A 17,888-nucleotide genomic window follows, 5' to 3' on the forward strand; every position below is an offset into this window, starting at 1 on the left:
CGTTCTCGTTTTGGAGTTCAACCCCTACCGGTAGGGCAACGGCTTAACTAGAATCTGTTCTCGTTTGACATCTGAGCTGGAGGAACCCATGGCGGAACGACTGCCGATCAGCACCGAGCACTGCATCGTCGAGCGGGACGGGCACGTCGTCATCGTCACGATGAACCGCCCGGAGGCGCGCAACGCGCTCAGCTCCTCGATGCTGGTCGGTCTCGCCGACGCCTGGGCCTACATCTCCGACACCCCCGAGGTGCGGGCCGGCATCCTCACCGGGGCCGAGGGGACGTTCTGCGCCGGCGCCGACCTGAAGGCCATGGGCCGGCAGCCGTCGGACCCCAAGGTTCAGGAGCGCATGGCGCAGATTCCGAACTTCCACTGGAAGGGCCTGCTCCGCGAAGGCCGGCCCACCAAACCGCTCATCTGCGCCATCGAGGGCTACGCGGTGGCCGGCGGCACCGAGCTGCTCGTCGGCACCGACCTGCGCGTGGTCGCCGAGGGCGCCACCCTCGGCCTGTACGAGGCCAAGCGCGGCCTGTTCCCCATGGGCGGCTCCGCGATCCGGCTCCCCCGCCAGATCGGGTACGCCAACGCGATGGACATCCTGCTCACCGCCCGCTCGGTGACCCCGCGGGATGCCCTCGCCATGGGGCTGATCAACAAGATCGTCCCGGACGGCACCGCGCTCGCCGCCGCCCGCGAGCTCGCCGACCAGATCGCCGAGTGCGGGCCCCTCGCCGTCCAGGGCATCCTGCGCACCTACCGCGAGACCGAGCACCTCTCCGAGGAGGACGCCCTCAAGATCTCCGACGAGATCGGCTGGCCCGTCATCGGCTCCGAGGACGCCAAGGAGGGCTCCCGGGCCTTCAAGGAGAAGCGTCCCCCCGTCTACCACGGCAAGTGACCCCGCGCCGAGGCACCGGCACGCGCGCTCCCGGCCGCTTCCGGCCAGGGGCGTGCGTGCCGATGGCGCGTTAGGGACTGTCCGAAAACGGACGCCTGGTTTGTGGCTTTTCTGACGTGGCACCGCTGGAGGCGAAGCGAGTCACGGAAGGACTGAGCAGGCCATGGCCTTGCACATAGGACGCAAGCGGAGCGAGACCACGCAGGAGACTCCCCGGCGGCGGCTCTGGCCACGGCGGCCGGCGACGGACGAGACCGGCAGGCCCGTGGTGGTCGAGCGCAAGCCGCGGCGGTGGCGGCGGAGCAGGCAGAACCCGGTCAGCGCGATGATCCTGGCCGCGGGCTGGGCCGCCGCCGCGATCCTCGCCCTCGGCATGCTGCTGACCTGGGGTGACGCCAACCCGGCGAACGTGCTCGTGGACGCCACGCTCGACGCCGGGCGCTGGCTCGCCACGCCGTTCCACGACGTCTTCACCCGGTCCGACCCGCGGGAGCAGCTCTACATCAACTGGACGCTCGCGGGCGTCGTCTACTACGTCATCGCCCGCGCCCTGTCCTGGATGACGCGCTTCTGACGCGCCGCCGGGCCGGTCCCGGCAAGGGTGAGGCCGGCAAGGGTGAGGCCCCGGGCGGCGCCGGGGGGAACGGCGCCGCCGGGGTCCTCGGGGCGGTCAGCCTTCGGTGATGGCGTTGAGGCGCTCGATGGCCTCGACGTACTCCTCGATGAGGTCGTAGACCACCTGGGCGGCCGGCCTGACCTGGTTCATCGAGCCGACGATCTGGCCGACGGGGAACGTGACCAGCTCGCCGTCGCCGGACCGCTGGATGCGGGGCAGGGCGTCCGCGATCAGCATGAACTGCATCGGCATCGGGAGGTAGCCGGGCGAGTCCTCGCGCTCCCACGCCTCGGTCCACGCGGTCTTGAGGAAGCGCGCCGGCTTGCCCGTCCAGGCCCGGGACCGGACCGTGTCGCGGGACGTGGCGCTCAGCAGCTTCGGCAGCGCCCGCTCGGGGGTGTCGGCCTCGTCGACGGTCAGCCAGATCGAGCCCGTCCAGACGCCGTCGGCGCCGAGCGCCATGCCGGCCGCCATCTGCCGGCCGCGGCCGATGCCGCCCGCGGCGAGCACGATGGTGTCCTCGCCGACGGCGTCGACCACCTCGGGGATGAGGACCATCGTGGCCACGTCGCCGGTGTGGCCGCCGGCCTCGGTGCCCTGCGCGACGATGATGTCGACGCCGACCTCGACCTGCTTGCGGGCGTGCCGGGCGTTGGAGGCGAGCCCGGCGACCTTGACGCCGTGCTCGTGCGCCTGCGCGACGACGTCGGCCGGGGGCGGGCCGAGCGCGTTGGCGAGCAGCGCGATCGGGTGCTTGAGGGCCACCTCGACCTGCGGCCGCGCGGTCACGTCCGTCCAGCCGAGCAGCGCCTTGCCGGCCTGCTCGCTCGGCGGGTCGACACCGTGCTCGGCCAGCAGGTTCTCCAGGAACTCCTTGTTCTGCGCCGGGATCATGCCCTGGAGCCTGCCGAGCAGCTCCTCGGCGTCGCCCATGTCGGCGCCCTCGTACTTGGCGGGCATGACGACGTCCACGCCGTAGGGCTTGCCGCCGACGTGCTCGTCGATCCACTTCAGCTCGAGCTCGAGCTCCTCGGGGGTGAAGTGCAGGGCGCCGAGGACGCCCATGCCGCCGGCGCGGCTCACCGCCGCGACCACGTCGCGGCAGTGACTGAACGCGAAGATCGGGTACTCGATGCCGAATAGTTCGGTGACTCGTGTCCGCACAGCCTCGACCCTAGGCGCGCGCCCGGAAAACTGCAACAGGTTCTACTTAGCAATCTCGGGTCGGACGTGCCTTGCTCCTCCACCTAGAACACGTATCAACCTGCCGGTTTCGCGCGGGCGTGCCGACGGCCCGCGCGGCGGCGGGCCGGGAGACGGGCGGGGACGGGACGGGACGGGTCAGCGGCGTCTCGCGGGCCCCGCGGCCCGGCGCTGCTGGCGCTGGCTGCCCGGGGCCTGGCGGCGCGGCGGGGCCGGCCGGGCGGCCGGCGACGCGGGCGGCCGCGGCGGGCCGGACGGGGTCATGTCGCCGAACTTGCCGTCGGCGCGGCGCGGCGCCTCGATCGGCGGCGGCTCGCGCCGGGCCATGGCGAGGAAGCCGCCGGCGAACAGCAGGATCAGCCCGAAGAAGACGGCGGCGCCCGGCAGGTAGCTGCGCACCAGGTCGATCTGCAGGTTCTTGCCGTCGGCCAGGTCGACCATGGCCTTCTGGTCCTTGTCGACGCTGACCAGGTCGGCCTGCGCGACGATCATCGTGCCCTTGCCGTCCGGGGTGCGGACGGTGCTGCGGATGTTCTTGCGGTGCTTGACCGGGATGCCCGTGCGCGGGTCGACCCAGATGGTGTTGTACGCCTCGGTGTACCGGTCGACCTTCTGGTTGCCCGCGTCCTCCGGAAGCCCGAGCATCTTGGCGGGCAGCTTGGTGTCGAGCGCCGCCGTCTTGGTCAGCGGGATCGTCTGGGTGTAGCGGTAGGTGGTGAGCCCGTGCACCTTCTCGACGGCGTTGAACTGCATCGGCGCCGACTGCTTGGTCGTGGTGTCGTAGACGGGGTAGTCCCGCTTCTGCACGTTCCCGATCGGGAACAGCAGGCCGTAGCCCGACATCCGGACCGTGTTGTCGCCGTCCACGTTCGTGCCGCAGCAGTTGACCAGCACCATCGTCCGGCGGTCGAACGCGATGCGGAAGCCCTGGATCTGGATGGGCTTGTCCGGGTTGGCCTGGTCGTAGATGTTGGTCGTGGAGTCCCAGACGGCGATGTCGTCATTGCCCTCGTTGGCGCGGACGTCCCCGCGGACGGTGTTCTTGGCCAGGAGGGTGACGCCGGTCTTCAGCTTCAGGTCGGCCTGGTCGAAGTACGTGGAGTTCTTCGACTCAAGGTTCGTCACCTGGTACTGGTTCAGCGGCGCGACGATCATCTGGTCGGCCACGTAGAAGCGGACGAGCGGCGCGAGCGTGAGGAAGAAGGCGCCCAACCCGATCAGGACCAGGCCGACCGTTCGCCGCATCAACACCTCCGGGGGCTGCCGTCGTCGCCCACGGCCGACGGGCCACGTCCAGCTTGTCCGGGTCACCCTACCGGACGCCCGTACTGGTCGGTAAGCTCCCCGTTACCTCGCCGGCCCGGCCCGGCGGGACGACCGGACGAGACCTTCACCAGCGGCGACGATCACGAACAGCGAGGTGGCCGATGACCTCGGCGCCCCCGAGGCGGGACGCCCGGCGTCCCGGGGATGGGCACCGGGCGACGCTGGCCCGGTCGGTGCGGCTGCTGAGCGCGTTCCGCCGCGAGCAGAGCGAGCCGGAGTACTTCTACGACCTGATGGCGCGGGACACCGTCGCCCTGCTCGGCTCCTACACCGGCCTCGACGGCGCGACCGTAGTCGACGTCGGCACGGGCTCCGGGTTCTTCGCCCGCGCGCTGGCCGCCGCCGGGGCGCGCTGCGCCGGCGTCGACCACGACCTCTCCGAGCTGACCGCGCACGGCGTCCACGGGCCGAACACCCTCGTCGCCAGCGCGCTGGCCCTTCCCTTCCGGACGGGCTCCGCTGACGTGTGCTTCTCCTCGAACGTCCTGGAACACGTCCCCGACCCGTGGCGGATGGCCGGTGAGATGGTCCGCGTGACCCGGCCGGGCGGGACGGTCTTCCTGTCGTTCACCAACTGGCTGTCCCCCTGGGGCGGCCACGAGACCTCGCCCTGGCACTACCTCGGCGGTGACCGGGCGGCGCGCAGGTACGAGCGCCGCAACGGACGCCCGCCCAAGAACCGGTTCGGGCACAGCCTGCATCCGGTGTCGGTGTCGGCGGCCCTGGCCTGGGCGCGCGAGCGCCCCGACGCGACGGTCCTGGACGCCCTGCCCCGCTACCATCCGCGCTGGGCCGAGGGCATCGTCCGCATTCCCGGTCTGCGTGAGGTCGCCACCTGGAACCTCGTCCTGGTGCTGAGGAAGAACGGCCCGTGAGCACGTCCGCGCAGGCGGCCAGGCCCGCGCCGCCGCCGATCTCCGGGCACCAGGACACCCTCGACGGCGTCCGGGCCGTGGCGGCGCTCGCCGTCCTCGTCTTCCACGTCGCCAGCACCGCGGGCTCCATCACCAACCCGAGCGGCGTGCGGTGGCTGTTCAACGGCGGGCAGGTCGGCGTGCCCATCTTCTTCACGCTGTCCGGGCTGCTGCTCTACCGTCCCTGGGCGGCCGCCGCCCTGGACGGGCGGGCCGCCCCGCGCACGATCACCTACCTCCGCCGGCGGGTGCTGCGCATCATGCCCGCCTACTGGGCGGTGATCGTCGTCTTCATGGCCACGGCGGGGCGCGACCACATCGGCGACTGGGTCACCTGGGCCTCGCTGCTCACGGTGTCGCACACCTACCTGCCCGGACCGTGGTGGGACAGCGAGCTCGGGCCGGCGCACCTGGGGCAGCTCTGGAGCCTGGTGATCGAGGTCGCCTGGTACGTCACGCTGCCGGTCACCGCGGCGGTCCTCGGCTGGTACGCGCGGCGGGTGCGCACCCACGACGTCGGCGTCCGGGCCAGGCGGCTCCTCATCGGCATCGGTGTCTACGGGGCACTGTCGTTCCCGTGGACGGCCCTCATGTTCGTCCCGGAACGCAACTCCCAGATGGGGCTGTGGCTGCCGCGCTACTTCGCCTGGTTCGCGATCGGGATGGCGCTCGCGGTGATCACGGTGTGGGCGCGGCTGGACGAGCGGCGCCCGGTCGCCGCCCTGTGCCGGGCGGTGTCGGACTCGTGGGCGGCGTGCTGGGTCGCCGCGGCCATGCTCTACGTCGTCGCCGCGACGCCTGCGGCGGGGCCGCTCAGCCTCCAGACGCCGGACGCGTTCTGGACGTCCACGCTGCACCTGGTCGTGTTCGGGCTGTGCGCGGCGGCGCTGGTCGCCCCCGTGGCGCTCGCCCCGGCGGGGCAGCCCGCGCTCGGCGCCGTCCTCGGCAACCCGGTGATGCGGTTCCTCGGCCGCATCTCCTACGGGGTGTTCCTGTGGCAGCTGCTGATCATCGTTTCCTGGTACGAGGCCGCCGACCGGGTGTTCCGGGGGGACGTGGCGACGGACCTTCCGCTGATGGCCGCGGCGTCCATCGCAGCGGGGACCCTGAGCCACTACCTGGTGGAGTGGCCGGTCCAGCGGCTGACCCGCCGCCGCGACCGGTCCCGTCCGGCCCCGGCTCGGGCGCCGTCCAGCTGAGCGCGATCCGCCCGCCCGCGTCCCCGCCGCCCGGCGGCCTCGGCCGCCACAGCTCGACCGCGATCCGGCCGACGATCACCAGGCCGAGCAGCTGCGGGACGATGTCGCCGACCGCGCCGGACGGGGCGGCCGGGTTGTCGATCAGGTCCAGCCGGAGGCCCGCGGCGAGGCAGCCCGTCCCTGCCAGCATGGCGAGCGCGACCGGCCACGGGGAGGCGAGGGCGCGCGGGACGGCGGAGCGGCGGGTCCGCGCCCAGCCGCAGCCGAGCGCGACGGCGGCGGTGACGGCGGCCCCGGGAACGCCGGCGATCCAGCCGCCGAGCGCCGCGGCGAGCCCGACCGCCGCCCACGCGGGCCAGCCCGTCCCGGCGACGAGGGCCCGGGGGTCCGGGCGACGGCCGGCGCGCCGCCCCCGCCGGACGGCGGCGAGCAGCAGGACCAGGAGCAGGTTCAGCCCGGCGACGACGGCGATCCGCTGCGCCCGGTCGGGCGTGTAGGTCAGCTCGACGGCGCCGCTGGTGCCCTCGGGGACGATCCAGCCCTGCTTCCACCCGTCCAGCCGCACGGCCCGCAACTCGGTGCCGCCGGCCGTCGCGCGCCAGCCGCTGTTGAAGTTCTCGTTCACGGTCAGGAACGAGGTGGTGGCGGCGTCCACCTCCAGCTCCCGGGAGCCCGGCCCCCAGCTGATCACCTTGACCCGCCGCGGCGGGCGCGCGGCGGCGGCCGCCCCCGGCTTGGCCCCGACCGTCACCGACTCGACGCGGAAGGAGTCGAGCGGCACCGCCTCCAGCCGGTTCGGGCCGGCCTTGAGCGCGGCCTGCCTGCACGCGCTGAACCGCAGCGGGCGCCCGGCGAGCAGGTCACCGAGGGTTCCGGTCGCCTTCGTCGGGACGGCCGCGGCGCCGACCCGCAGCTTCGGGCCGTACCCGCACGGAAGCTGGAGCGGGTAGGTGCGCACGTCCGGGAACGGTTTCACGCCCGGGACGGCGAGCTCGGCGATCTGGATCGGCTGGGTGCGGTTGTCCTTGAAGAAGGTGAGCTTCAGCCGGTCGGTGGTGATGGGGGCGAACGACAGCCGGCCCTGGGCGTCCGACAGCCCTTCGCGGATCTCGCCGTCGCCGCCCTCGACCCGGACGCGGATCGGCCCCGACGCGCCGGGGGGACGCGTCACCGTGACGGAGGACAGCCTCTTGCGGCCCTTCCACCGGACGCTGTACGCGGGCGCGTTCTCCTTCTCCCCCGCGATCCAGGCCGTCGCCTGGTCGCCGTCGAACCCGGACCTGGGCTGGTCGGCGGGATGCTCGGACAGCGTCGAACTGGCCGACACGACCGGCTGGCCGTGCACGGCGGCGTACCGGGCGATGAGCCGCTGGTCGGTGAGGACGGCCATGCCGGTGACGGGCGCCTTCGCGGCGGTCGGCGACGTGAACGTCCGGTCGAACCCGGTGCCCTCCTCGTCACCGGAACCGAGGGAGGGCGAGCACACCCATCGCCGGCTGCCCTCGACGCACTCGCTCGCCGCCCCCGGCGGCCGGCTCATCACGTAGGTGGCCGGGCCGTCGGCACCGGCGGGCGCGGGCATCGTGTACGTGCGGGTGGGCCGCACCCCGCCGATGGACAGCTCCGCGACGCCCGCCCGGGTGAACGCGGGGACCGCCGGGGTCGAGGCCAGGGCGGTGATGCGCAACCGCAGCCAGCGGGTCGGGCCGTCCGGCGCGCGGAGCGGCTGCGCGGTCGCGATCTTCTGGACGTCCTGCTCCACCGTCCCGTTCTCGGTCTGGACGGCGACCCGCGTGACCGGCGGCCCGAGGAGCCCGTTCTGCACGAACACGGCGGTCAGGTCCCGCACGTCGCGGGGCTCGTCGAAGTCGACGCGGAGCCACTGCCCGTAGGGGCCGTCCCATCCGCCGGTCTCCCAGGCGGTGAACCGGTCGCCGTCGAGCGCCGCGTACGGGGTCGCCTCCGGCCTGCGGGCCTGCGGGATCGCCTCCTCGTCCGCCGCCGACGACGACGCGGTGACGTCGCGGACACCGCCGCCGTACGTCACGTGGGTCGCGTACCGCCGCCACCCCTGGTCCAGGACGTCCGTCGCCTCGCCCCGGTGGGCGGCCGTGAGCGTCGGGGACGTCTGGTGCAGCTCGCCGAAGTTGCGGCGCAGCAGGCGGGGCGAGTCGGTCACGACCGGGGTGCCCTTGAGATCGGGGGCGTCGTCGTCCAGCAGGACGGGCCCGTCCGGCAGCACCTCGTCGTCGGCCATGGCCAGCAGCGACTCCGGACCGCCGTAGACGCGGACCGGGTCCGTCGCGTCGGCGAGTCCGGCGACGTCGGCGGCGTCCTCGACCTCGTACACCTCCAGCGCGGCGTACTTCTGGTCGACGGCGGACACCGCGTCGTCGGCGTCGCCGCCGACCGGCGCGCCGAACGAGGCGGCCCTGCGCAGGCCGGGCGAGCCGTCGAGCGCCTGGTGGAGGCGGGCGGGCCACGCGCCGCGCAGCGTCTCGCGCCGCAGGTCATTGCGGACCAGGACGTACCGGACGCCCATCCGGCCGAGGAACGCGCTCAGCCCCGGCGAGCCCTGCCCCGAGCGCACCTGCTGGTCGATCGCGTCCAGGGCCCGCGTGTAGCCGGGCGATCCGGCCGGGACGAGCTGGCGGACGCCCCATCTCGCCTGCAGCAGCGGCTGGACGATGTCGTCCATCGGCCGTCCCCACAGGTACTCGCCGAACGGCGCCCCGGGGACGGCGAGCACGCCCTGCTGGCCGGCCCGCGCGTTGATCCAGGACGCGGCGTCCCGCCAGTAGCGGGGCACCTCCTTGAAGTCGCCCGGCCCGGTCAGGCCGTGCGAGGCGGCGGTGAGGCCGATGCCGCCGAGCGCGACCGCGGCGGCCACGGGCAGGCTGACGAGCGACCGCAGCGTCGGCCCGGCCGCCGGTCCGGTACCGCCGCTCAGGCTCCGCACATCGGACCCGCGGCGCTGGGCGCCCCTGGCCTCCCGGGCGCGCCGGGCCGCCGCGACGAGCACGTGGGCGAGGCCGAGCGCGAGCGGGAGCCGGACGACCGCGTCGAACTTGTGCAGGTTGCGCAGGGGCGCGAGCGGGCCGTCCAGCAGGTCGCGGAGCCGGTCCGCGAAAGGGCCCGGGATGTCGCTGATGTGGCCCATCGACAGGATCGCCAGCCCGGCCAGCAGCGTGAGCAGCAGGAACGTCCGCTCCGGCAGCAGCCGGCTCAGCAGCCCGGCCAGCCCGAGCGCCGCGACGACGCCGGTGCACAGGACCGGCAGCGGGCCGAGCGACAGCCCGTGCCCGACCGGCCACCAGACCTGCCCGTCCACGATCAGGTAGTTGACCCAGCGCTCCGCCCCGCGCAGCACGTTGATCAGGCCGGTCGGCCCGGTCGTCGTCTCCGCCTTCTCGGTGTAGGTGAGCCAGGAGAACCCGTACGTGCCGGTCAGCAGCAGCGGGGCCAGCCACCAGGCGGTCGCCGCGCCCGCGCACACCGACCACCACGCGAGCATCCGGGCCCGGAACGTCCCGCGCGGCCGCGTCAGGACGTACACGACCGGGACGACCAGCACGGCGACGGTCGCGGTCGCGTTGATGCCGCCGCAGCAGGCGATCGCCAGGCCCGACCGGGCCGCCGCCCGCAGCCGCCCGCCCTCGCCGGACGCCGCGGTGACCAGCGGCAGGACGATCCAGGGCAGCATCGCGGCCGGCAGGTACTCCGAGGAGATCTGGCCGAGCGTGGCCAGCGCGTTCGGGGCGATCGCGTACGCCATCGCGGCGAACAGGCGGGCCCCCTGCCCCCCGCCGGGCCCCCCGCCGACCGGGCCGCCTATGCCGAGGCGCCCCGCCAGCCGCCACGTGCCGACGAACGCCACGCACATCAGCAGCGCCAGCCAGAACCGCTGGGTGACCCAGGCGGGCATGCCCGCCAGGTCGCCGAGCGCGAAGAACGGGCCCATCGGGAACAGGTAGCCGACGGCCTGGTTCTGGAGCTGGCCGAACTGCTCCGGGTCCCACAGGTGCAGGGCGCGGCCGAGGAACCCGAGCGGGTTCACCGCCATGTCGATCTTGGTGTCGGCGAGGATGGCGCCGGGACGGGTGCCGAACGCGAGCGCGGTCAGCGTCAGGCAGCAGGCGAGGACGCGGATCCGCTCCCGCAGCCGCCCGGCGGCGTCCAGGCCCGCCGGCCCGCCGGCCCCCGGCGCGGGCGGGCGCGGCGCACCGGCGCGTGGCGGGTTCGCCTCTCCCACGGCCATGCTCGCCCTTCGCCCCTTCCCGTGCTCCGCCCGACGTCAGCGATGCCGGTCGGGGTGCTCGTCACCGTACCCGCGGCCGGTCCCGTCCCGGACCGCGGAGGCGACGAGCTCCCGCATCCGGCCGGCGGTGTGCGCCCAGTCGAATCCCGCCGCCCAGGCCCGGCATTCCGTGGCGATCCGGTCGCGTGACGTGGCGTCGGCCAGGTCCTTGAGGGCCCGCCGGACGACGTCGGCCTGGTCGTCGCCCTCGCTGACGAGCCATCCGGTGATCCCGTCGCGGACCGCGTCGCGCAGGCCGTCCACGTCGTGCGCGACGGTCGGGACGCCGAGCGCGGCGGCCTCGATCACGCTGAGGCCCCATCCCTCGCCCTGGGACGTGCTGAGGTGCAGATCGGCTCGGACGACCAAGGCAGCCTTGACGTCCTCGGGGACGTAGCCGTGTGCGATGACGACGCCGTCCAGGCCGCGGGCCGCGATCCCGGCCGTGAGCGTGGCCGCTTCAGGCCCGTCCCCCACGACGTGAAGCCGGAGATCGGGATCGCTCTCGACGAGATCCTCGGCGAGGTCGAGGAGCAGGTCGAGGCGCTTGTGCGGGACGAGCCGGGTCACGCAGACGAGATCGGGGTCGCCCCTGGGCTCGGCGACCGCGCCGTCCGGTTCGGCGACCACCGACCCGTTGTGGACGATGTGGGTCGTCCCCGTCCAGCCCAGACGCTCCCGGACGGCGCGCCGCGTGGACGGCGAAACCACCACGAACGCGTGCCGCCGGTACGTCCAGCGGCTCACCGGCCCCTCCAGCACCCGACCGACCCAGGCCAGCCATTTTGGGAAGTACAGGCCGAACTGGGCGTCGTGCACATGATGGACGACGCAGAAGACCGGTACACGGCGGGGCAGCACCCAAGGCGTGAAGAACGGGATGCCGTTCTGGCAGTCGATGACCGCGTCGAAACGGCCCCGGCGCCGTCCCAGCCGGTGCCAGAGCATCCACAGCAGGACGAGCGGGTAGACGGTGAAGCGGCCACCGAGACGGACGAACTCGACGCCCTCCACCCGGTCCGTGCGTTTCTGTCCGGGCGCCCTGGACGTGACGTAGTGGACGCGGTCCCCCTCGCCTGCGAACCTGCGCGCGAGCTCCCACGCGTAGCGTTCGGCGCCGCCCGCGGCGGGATGCCAGGGATCCCGCCAGTTGACGACCGCGACCCGCAGACCCTCGTTCATCCCGTCTTGGCGGCCGGCGCCGACGCTTTTTTCGCGAGGGGCGGTGCCTTCTTCGCGAGGGGCAGCGGGCCCGGCTCACCGAACGCCGCCCGGACGGGCACGACCGGGATGTTCGACTTCACCGGCACCGCGGGCAACCGGAAACCGGCGCGCGCGCGGATCCTGGCCAGGTCGAGCAGGCATTGCAGGGAATGGCGCCGCACCGAGAACGTCGACCCCGCACGGTCGCGCCAGACCACCGGGATGTCGGTCACGGACGCTCCCCGCCGCACGCAGTGGGCGAGCAGCTCGACGTCGAACGAGAAGCCCGTCGTGCGCAGATCGGCCGCGGCGGCGCGCCCCAGCGGGCCGAAGAAGAACTTGAAGCCGCACTGGGTGTCGGCGATGCCGCCCGCGAGATCGCGGACGATGCGGTTGAACGTGATGGCTCCGAGCCGCCTGACGGGCAGCGCGTAGCCTTCGACGACCGACCGACCGTGGCGCCTTGACCCGACCACGACCGGGCGGCCCCCGCGCAGCAGGACGATGGCTTCGTCCAGAGCCGCGAGGTCTGTTGCCATATCGGCGTCCATGAAGCCTACATAAGGAGCACGGGTCGCGAGGAGTCCCTCGCGGACCGCGGCGCCCTTTCCGCGTGTTTCGCAGTGCACCAGCCGCACCGGCACCGGCCCGTCCCAGGCGCTGACGATGCCCGCCGTCCCGTCGGTGCTGGCGTTGTCGACGACGATGACCTCCGCCCGCACCGGCAGCCCCGCGAGCTTGTCGCACAGCAGCCCGAGCCCCGCCGGGAGCCGGTCCGCCTCGTTGTAGGCGGGAACCACGATCTCCAGGAGGACGGAACGGTCACGCCGGGTCCCCATCAGGGCCTTCAGGTCACCGGGAGCCGTAGTTGTACAGCGGCTTGATGACGGGGTCCTTCTGGGAGGCGTTCGCGAGCTGGACCGCGCCGAACGACGCTCCGGCGGCCAGCAGGACGCCGACGACAGCGGCGATGGCGATGCGCATCAGGGGGTCCCTTTTCAATGGTGATGGCGTCAGTGGAGATGGCGTCAGGGGTGAGGGCGTCGGTGGTGGGGGCTGCGGGGCGGGGTACCGCCGAGTAACGGAAGGCTCAGAGTAGTCCGTGGGGGCAGGATTGACCAGAAAACGGCCAGACTCCCCGCGATCCACGCGATCACCACGGGCACCACGGGAACCCCGTCGCCGGGGACGGCCGCGGCCCCCTCGATCCGGTACACGGCCAGGTCAGACCCTTGGAGCACCGGCGTGGCCGGACCGGACGGGCGCAGCGTCCCGATCTCCGCGTCCACCACGACGTACCGTACGCCCGCGTCACGCAGCGTCGCGGCGGGCGGCGCGCCGGTGCGGGCCACCGGCGCGAGCCGCACGGCCCTCGGGTCCTCGGGCGCCACGGTCGTGCCGTCCACGGTGACGGCGTCGTCCACGATGCCCCGCCGGTGCAGGTAGCGGGGCAGCGGGTCGAGCACCCGGCGGCCGTGGTTCCACGGGTAGCTCCGGTAGGAGGCCCAGGGCAGGACCAGCACGTCCCCGGGCGCGGGGTCGCCGTCGATGATCTGCTTCGCCCGCGCCCAGTCGTCCGGGTACCGGACGGCCCGCAGGTCCCCGGCCGCGCCCCAGGCCAGCGTCGGCAGCAGGAGCACCGGGACGGCGATCGCGGCGGCGGCCACACCCGGCCATCGCGCCTCCGCCGCCCGGTCGGCCGCCGTCCCGAGCCCCACGGCGACGAGGACGGCGAGCGGTGCCACGTACTGCTGCCCGTCCCGCAGGACGGCGAAGCCGGGCCAGAGATCGATCACGGCTTCCAGGGCGCCGGACGCCACCGCTCCGAGAGCCGCCACGGCGAACCCGATCGCGGCGGCGACGGCGAGGCCGCGGCGCCAGGCGGGCTCCCGGCACCATCTCCAGTGGGCGAGCAGCGCGACGGCCACCACGACCAGCCAGATCGTCGCCGTGACGGGTGCTCCGTACCCTCTCGGGACCGTCTCGCCGTTCCAGACGCCGCCGAGCAGGAGGAGGCTTCCGAGCGCTCCGAACGGCGTGTCCGCCCTGGCGGCGAACAGGTCGACGGCCGTCCCGTCCCCGGGAACTCCGGCCGGGCGCAGCGCCCCGGGGATCAGCCAGGGGAGACTCAGCGCCCCCGCCGCCGCGAGAACCCGCAGGGCGGCCCGGGTCCGGCCGGTGGCCACGGCGACCACCAACGCCGTGATCGCGGTGACGGTCAGCGCGGCGAATCCGCCGACGGCGGCCGGGATCAGCACGCGGACGAGGCGGCGGCCTCCCCCCGGCTCGTCCGTCCGGGCGGCGGCCGCGACCACCCAGGGCAGGGCCGCGTAGCCGAGCAGCAGGGCCCACTGGCCCAGCAGCAGCCGCTCGGCGACGAACGGGTTCCAGGCGTAGCAGGCGCCCGCGGCGAGACGCGGGGTCAGCCGGCGGGACGGCACCAGCGACGCCGCCGACGCGCACGCCATGACGAAGATCGCGAGCACGATGAGCTTCTGCACGGCGTCCGCCGGGACGGCGGCGGCGAGCGCGGTGACGAACGCGTCGCTCGGGACGTGCCGGGGGACGACCCCGGTCAGCCCGAACGTCATGCGGGTGAACGCCGGATCCGGGACGAACACCATGTCGTACGACAGCACGAAGCCGGGCGCGAGCCCCGGCCCGAGCGCCGCGAGCCCGAGCCCGAGCCCGGTCAGCGCGGCCACCAGGTGCCGCGTCCGGTCGTTCAAGGAGTCCGTCCCCGCATGTGAGCCTGGACGCTACCCCACCCGTCCCCTGACCCGGGACGCGCCCGGCTACCGCGCCGGGGCGGGGTCGCGGGGCAGGCCGAGGATGCGCTCGCCGATCACGTTCAGGTTGACCTCGGTGGTGCCGCCGCCGATGCTCATCGCGCGGGACGCCAGCAGGAGCCGGGTCCAGCGGGCGCGCAGCGCGTCCTGCCGGCCGCCGGTGAGCGCGCCCTCCTCGCCGAGGAGCGTGAACCCGAACTCGGTCACCTGCTGGCCGTGCTCCATCGCCACCAGCTTCCGGACGTTCGCCGTCGCGCCCGGGTCCGTCCCCGACAACTGCTTCAGCGTGGCGCGCAGGCCGAGCAGGTTGAACGAGTGCTCGTCGCAGGCGAGGCGCCCGATGCCGTCGCGGACCACCGGATCGGCGTCCAGGCCGAGCCCGGCGGCCAGTTCGAGCAGCTTCGGCAGGTCGCCGCCGAGCTGGAAGCTGCTGGTCAGGCCGACGCGCTCGTTCGCCAGCGTGGTGCGGGCGACGCGCCAGCCCGCGTTCACCGGGCCGACGACCAGGTCGTCCGGGACGAACACGCCGTCCAGGAACACCTCGTTGAACACGGCGTCGCCCGTGCACTCGCGCAGCGGCCGGATCTCGATGCCCGGCGACGCCATGTCGACGAGGAAGTAGGTGATGCCGTCGTGCTTGGGGCGGTCCGGGTCGGTCCGCGCGACGCAGATGCCCCACTGCGCCTCGCGGGCGAGCGACGTCCAGATCTTCTGGCCGGTGATCGTCCAGCCGCCCTCGACGCGCTCGGCGCGGGTGCGCAGCCCGGCGAGGTCGGAGCCCGCGCCCGGCTCGGAGAACAGCTGGCACCAGATGATCTCGCCGCGCAGCGTCGGCGGCAGGAACCGCTCCCGCTGCTCGGCCGTCCCGTACTGGACGAGCGACGGGACGACCCACGCGGCGATCATCAGCGGCACCGGGCGGACGTTCGCCGCCTTCAGCTCCTGCTGGATCACGACCTGCTCCAGCGGCCCGGCGCCCCGCCCCCACGGCTCCGGCAGGTGCGGCGTCACCCAGCCGCCCTCCGCCATCGCGGCCCGCCGGCCGAGCGGCTCCATGGCGGCCAGCTCGGCGACGCGGGCCCGGATCTCCTCGCGGACCGGCTCGGCGTCCTCGGCCAGCTCGATGCTCATCGGCCGCCTGACCCCCTGGACGGCGAGCGCGGCGACGCCCGCCCGGTGCTCGCTCGCCCGTCCCAGGAGCGCGCGAAGGGTCAACGCCCTCCGGTAGAGCAGGTGGGCGTCGTGCTCGTAGGTGTAGCCGATGCCCCCGTGCACCTGGATGTTGCCCTCGGCGCAGGTGACGGCGGCGTCGGCGGCCAGTGCGGCGGCCACCCCGATGGCGTAGGCGCGCTGGTCCTCCGGCTCGTCGAGGGCGCGTGCGGCGTCCCACACCGCCGCCCTGGCGCGCTCTACGGCGATGAGCATCCGGGCGCACTTGTGCTTGATGCCCTGGAACTGCCCGATCGGACGGCCGAACTGCTCGCGGAGCTTCGCGTACGCGACGGCGTCGTCCAGGGCGCGTCCCGCCACACCGCAGGCCTCGGCCCCCAGGAGGACGGCTGCAAAGGCGTGCGCGTCGACCCCATCGAGAAGATGCCCGTCAGGGACGGTCACGCCGTCCACCGTGACCGACCCCACAGGACGGGTGATGTCGAGGGACTCCAGCGACCCCACGGTGACGTCGTCCCGTCCGAGGACGACCCAGCCGTCACCGACCGGCAGCAGGAACAGGTCGGCCAGCGGCGCGCCCAAGACCGGCTGGATCGTGCCGGAGACGGTGTCGCCGTCCCTGGCCAGGCTCCCCGAGAGCCCGATCGCCGCCGTGCGGGACCCGTCGGCCAGCCCGCGCACGTCGCCCCCGGCCGCATGCAGGACCGCGGACGCCAGCACCGTCGGCGTGTAGGCGCCGGGGGCCATCGCCCGGCCGAGCTCCTCCAGCGCGACGGCCTGCTCCAGGATCCCGAAGCCCTGCCCGCCGGCGTCCTCGGGCAGGTGCAGCCCCGGAAGGCCCTGCGCGGCGAGCGCGGGCCAGAAGCCGGCGTCCGCGTCCCGGACCGCCTTCGGCGTGATGTCGCGGGCGGCGAACGCGCGCACCGACGCCGCGAGCGCCTCGTGTTCTTCGGTCAAGCCGATGGCCATGGCCACACCTTTCCGCAGGAGTGGCGCCAGCTTATTAGAACGCGATTCGGTCTGTCAGGCCGCGATCTTCAGTTGCGCGAAGAACGCGTTGACGTCCGGCCAGCGCTGCTTGTGCGTGTTCGGCATCGACGCGAACACCACGGCCGGCGACGGCCGGCCGGTGTCGATCACCGCGGTCGCGACGACCTCACCGGTCGCCCGCACCCCGTCCCGCTGGTACGTCAGATACGAGGCGATCAGCCAGCCCGGACGCCCGCCCACGGTCAGCGCCTGCGACGCCAGCGGCGCCGACTTGTGCGGGAACGCGTAGTACTGCGCCTCGTAGCCCTGCGCGACCACCCCGGCGACGTTCTTCACGCTGTCCGGCCCCTGGTAGACGCTCTGCAGGCTCGGCAGCAGCGTGCCGGTGAGCAGCTGCCCGTACCAGAGCTGCGCGCCGCGCTTCTCCGTCACGAGGATCTGCTGCCCCGACCATCCCGGCGTGCCCAGCCTGTTCTTCTTGGTCGGCACCTGCCACGGCGCCGCCATCCGCGGGTACGACAGGCCCGAATGCTCGTCGTTCACCCGCCCGAGCATCCGGCTCGGCGTCCCGGCGAACTTCGCCAGCGGCTTGTCCGGCGGCAGCTTCACCTGCGCCGCCTCCGACTGCTCCGCGGCCGCCCGCTGGTCGGCGTTGCCCGTGTCGGCGGGCTCGTCGCCGGAGTTCTTCATGAAGTAGACGGCGCCGGCCGCGAGCAGCGCGACCACCAGCAGCCCGACCCCGCCGAACAGGACGAGCCTGGACCGGCCGCCGCCGTCGTCCAGCCGGTCCCGCGGCGGCTTGGCCGAGGAGCCGAGCTTGGCGTCGGCCGCGGCCTCGTCCGCCATCCACTCCGGCATCTGCCAGTTGCCGCTGCTGGGCTTGCCGGGCTTCGCCGGCTGCCCCGACCCGGTGGGCACGGCCGGAACGTACCTGTCGTCGCCGCCGCTCTCGTCGAAGAGCGACCCCTCCCACTGAGGGGCCTCCTCCTCGGGGACGGGCGCCACCTTGACGTCGTCCGCGCCGGGCGTCTCGGCCGGAGCGGGGCCACCCGCACCCCACACCCCGGGCAGGTTCTCGTTGCCGTCATCGGACCCGGAGAAGTCGGTGCGGCCCACCGGAGCGGGCATGAACACCTCGGGCACCTTCGGCTCGGGGGAGGCCGGCTGCGGGCCGGTCGCCTCGCCCGCGCCGTCCCACGGCTCGCTCTCGCTCATGTCGGTCCAGCGCACGCCGCGCTCCCCCTGATCGGACATGCGGCACACGTTACGCGAAGATCACT

Annotated in this window: 12 protein-coding genes and 1 pseudogene; 4 read left to right on the forward strand and 9 right to left on the reverse strand. The window is 73.8% G+C overall.

What is annotated here, in order from left to right; genetic code table 11:
* Positions 1 to 88: 88 nt before the first annotated feature.
* Both K8Z49_RS20470 and K8Z49_RS20475 read left to right on the forward strand, forming a co-directional pair.
* Entirely contained in the window at positions 89 to 901 is an 813-nt protein-coding gene (locus tag K8Z49_RS20470) for a crotonase/enoyl-CoA hydratase family protein (RefSeq protein WP_412520323.1), read from the forward strand.
* A 163-nt stretch (positions 902 to 1,064) separates the two neighbouring features.
* Positions 1,065 to 1,475 carry a hypothetical protein gene (locus K8Z49_RS20475; RefSeq protein ID WP_021597511.1) on the forward strand — a complete coding sequence of 137 codons (411 nt, stop codon included), beginning with the start codon at positions 1,065 to 1,067 and terminating at the stop codon, positions 1,473 to 1,475.
* A 96-nt stretch (positions 1,476 to 1,571) separates the two neighbouring features.
* Here the strand turns inward: K8Z49_RS20475 and K8Z49_RS20480 are convergent, their stop codons facing one another.
* Positions 1,572 to 2,681 carry an NAD(P)H-dependent flavin oxidoreductase gene (locus K8Z49_RS20480; RefSeq protein ID WP_024934360.1) on the reverse strand — a complete coding sequence of 370 codons (1,110 nt, stop codon included), beginning with the start codon at positions 2,679 to 2,681 and terminating at the stop codon, positions 1,572 to 1,574.
* Between the two features lie 177 nt (positions 2,682 to 2,858).
* Complete coding sequence (locus tag K8Z49_RS20485; RefSeq protein WP_024934359.1) at positions 2,859 to 3,965, reverse strand: DUF3068 domain-containing protein; 1,107 nt, start codon at positions 3,963 to 3,965, stop codon at positions 2,859 to 2,861.
* A gap of 182 nt (positions 3,966 to 4,147) precedes the next feature.
* On the opposite strand from K8Z49_RS20485, the gene K8Z49_RS20490 reads away from it, so the two are divergent.
* On the forward strand, positions 4,148 to 4,921 hold the full coding sequence (locus K8Z49_RS20490; protein WP_412520324.1) for a class I SAM-dependent methyltransferase: 774 nt from the start codon (positions 4,148 to 4,150) through the stop codon (positions 4,919 to 4,921).
* On the forward strand, positions 4,918 to 6,159 hold the full coding sequence (locus tag K8Z49_RS20495) for an acyltransferase family protein (RefSeq protein WP_021600061.1): 1,242 nt from the start codon (positions 4,918 to 4,920) through the stop codon (positions 6,157 to 6,159). Before K8Z49_RS20490 ends, K8Z49_RS20495 begins: the two co-directional genes overlap by 4 nt.
* A 1,780-nt stretch (positions 6,160 to 7,939) precedes the next feature.
* Here the strand turns inward: K8Z49_RS20495 and K8Z49_RS20500 are convergent.
* The 7 genes and pseudogenes from K8Z49_RS20500 to K8Z49_RS20530 all read right to left on the reverse strand — a co-directional run.
* A pseudogene (locus K8Z49_RS20500) lies at positions 7,940 to 10,417 on the reverse strand (alpha-(1->3)-arabinofuranosyltransferase family protein); the annotation flags it as partial.
* Between the two features lie 36 nt (positions 10,418 to 10,453).
* Complete coding sequence (locus tag K8Z49_RS20505; protein WP_111830212.1) at positions 10,454 to 11,638, reverse strand: glycosyltransferase family 4 protein; 1,185 nt, start codon at positions 11,636 to 11,638, stop codon at positions 10,454 to 10,456.
* The gene (locus K8Z49_RS20510) at positions 11,635 to 12,498 is read right to left on the reverse strand and encodes a glycosyltransferase (protein WP_021592998.1); all 864 of its coding nucleotides are present in this window, start codon (positions 12,496 to 12,498) and stop codon (positions 11,635 to 11,637) included. Before K8Z49_RS20510 ends, K8Z49_RS20505 begins: the two co-directional genes overlap by 4 nt.
* Positions 12,499 to 12,511: 13 nt before the next feature.
* On the reverse strand, positions 12,512 to 12,643 hold the full coding sequence (locus K8Z49_RS20515; RefSeq protein ID WP_021592999.1) for a hypothetical protein: 132 nt from the start codon (positions 12,641 to 12,643) through the stop codon (positions 12,512 to 12,514).
* Between the two features lie 44 nt (positions 12,644 to 12,687).
* Complete coding sequence (locus tag K8Z49_RS20520) at positions 12,688 to 14,388, reverse strand: hypothetical protein (protein WP_412520325.1); 1,701 nt, start codon at positions 14,386 to 14,388, stop codon at positions 12,688 to 12,690.
* 66 nt (positions 14,389 to 14,454) lie between these two features.
* On the reverse strand, positions 14,455 to 16,587 hold the full coding sequence (locus K8Z49_RS20525; protein ID WP_075020781.1) for an acyl-CoA dehydrogenase: 2,133 nt from the start codon (positions 16,585 to 16,587) through the stop codon (positions 14,455 to 14,457).
* Between the two features lie 54 nt (positions 16,588 to 16,641).
* A complete protein-coding gene (locus K8Z49_RS20530) occupies positions 16,642 to 17,862 on the reverse strand; it encodes a hypothetical protein (protein ID WP_111830214.1) in 1,221 nt (406 codons plus the stop codon).
* Positions 17,863 to 17,888: the final 26 nt, after the last annotated feature.

This window comes from Actinomadura madurae (genome assembly GCF_047130825.1).
GTDB lineage: Bacteria > Actinomycetota > Actinomycetes > Streptosporangiales > Streptosporangiaceae > Spirillospora > Spirillospora madurae.

Coding starts and splice junctions, on each gene's coding strand:
- K8Z49_RS20470 (WP_412520323.1), top strand. CDS start 89: ATGGCGGAACGACTGCCGATCAGCACCGAGCACTGCATCGTCGAGCGG.
- K8Z49_RS20525 (WP_075020781.1), bottom strand. CDS start 16,587: ATGGCCATCGGCTTGACCGAAGAACACGAGGCGCTCGCGGCGTCGGTG.
- K8Z49_RS20510 (WP_021592998.1), bottom strand. CDS start 12,498: ATGGGGACCCGGCGTGACCGTTCCGTCCTCCTGGAGATCGTGGTTCCC.
- K8Z49_RS20490 (WP_412520324.1), top strand. CDS start 4,148: ATGACCTCGGCGCCCCCGAGGCGGGACGCCCGGCGTCCCGGGGATGGG.
- K8Z49_RS20515 (WP_021592999.1), bottom strand. CDS start 12,643: ATGCGCATCGCCATCGCCGCTGTCGTCGGCGTCCTGCTGGCCGCCGGA.
- K8Z49_RS20475 (WP_021597511.1), top strand. CDS start 1,065: ATGGCCTTGCACATAGGACGCAAGCGGAGCGAGACCACGCAGGAGACT.
- K8Z49_RS20530 (WP_111830214.1), bottom strand. CDS start 17,862: ATGTCCGATCAGGGGGAGCGCGGCGTGCGCTGGACCGACATGAGCGAG.
- K8Z49_RS20485 (WP_024934359.1), bottom strand. CDS start 3,965: ATGCGGCGAACGGTCGGCCTGGTCCTGATCGGGTTGGGCGCCTTCTTC.
- K8Z49_RS20505 (WP_111830212.1), bottom strand. CDS start 11,638: ATGAACGAGGGTCTGCGGGTCGCGGTCGTCAACTGGCGGGATCCCTGG.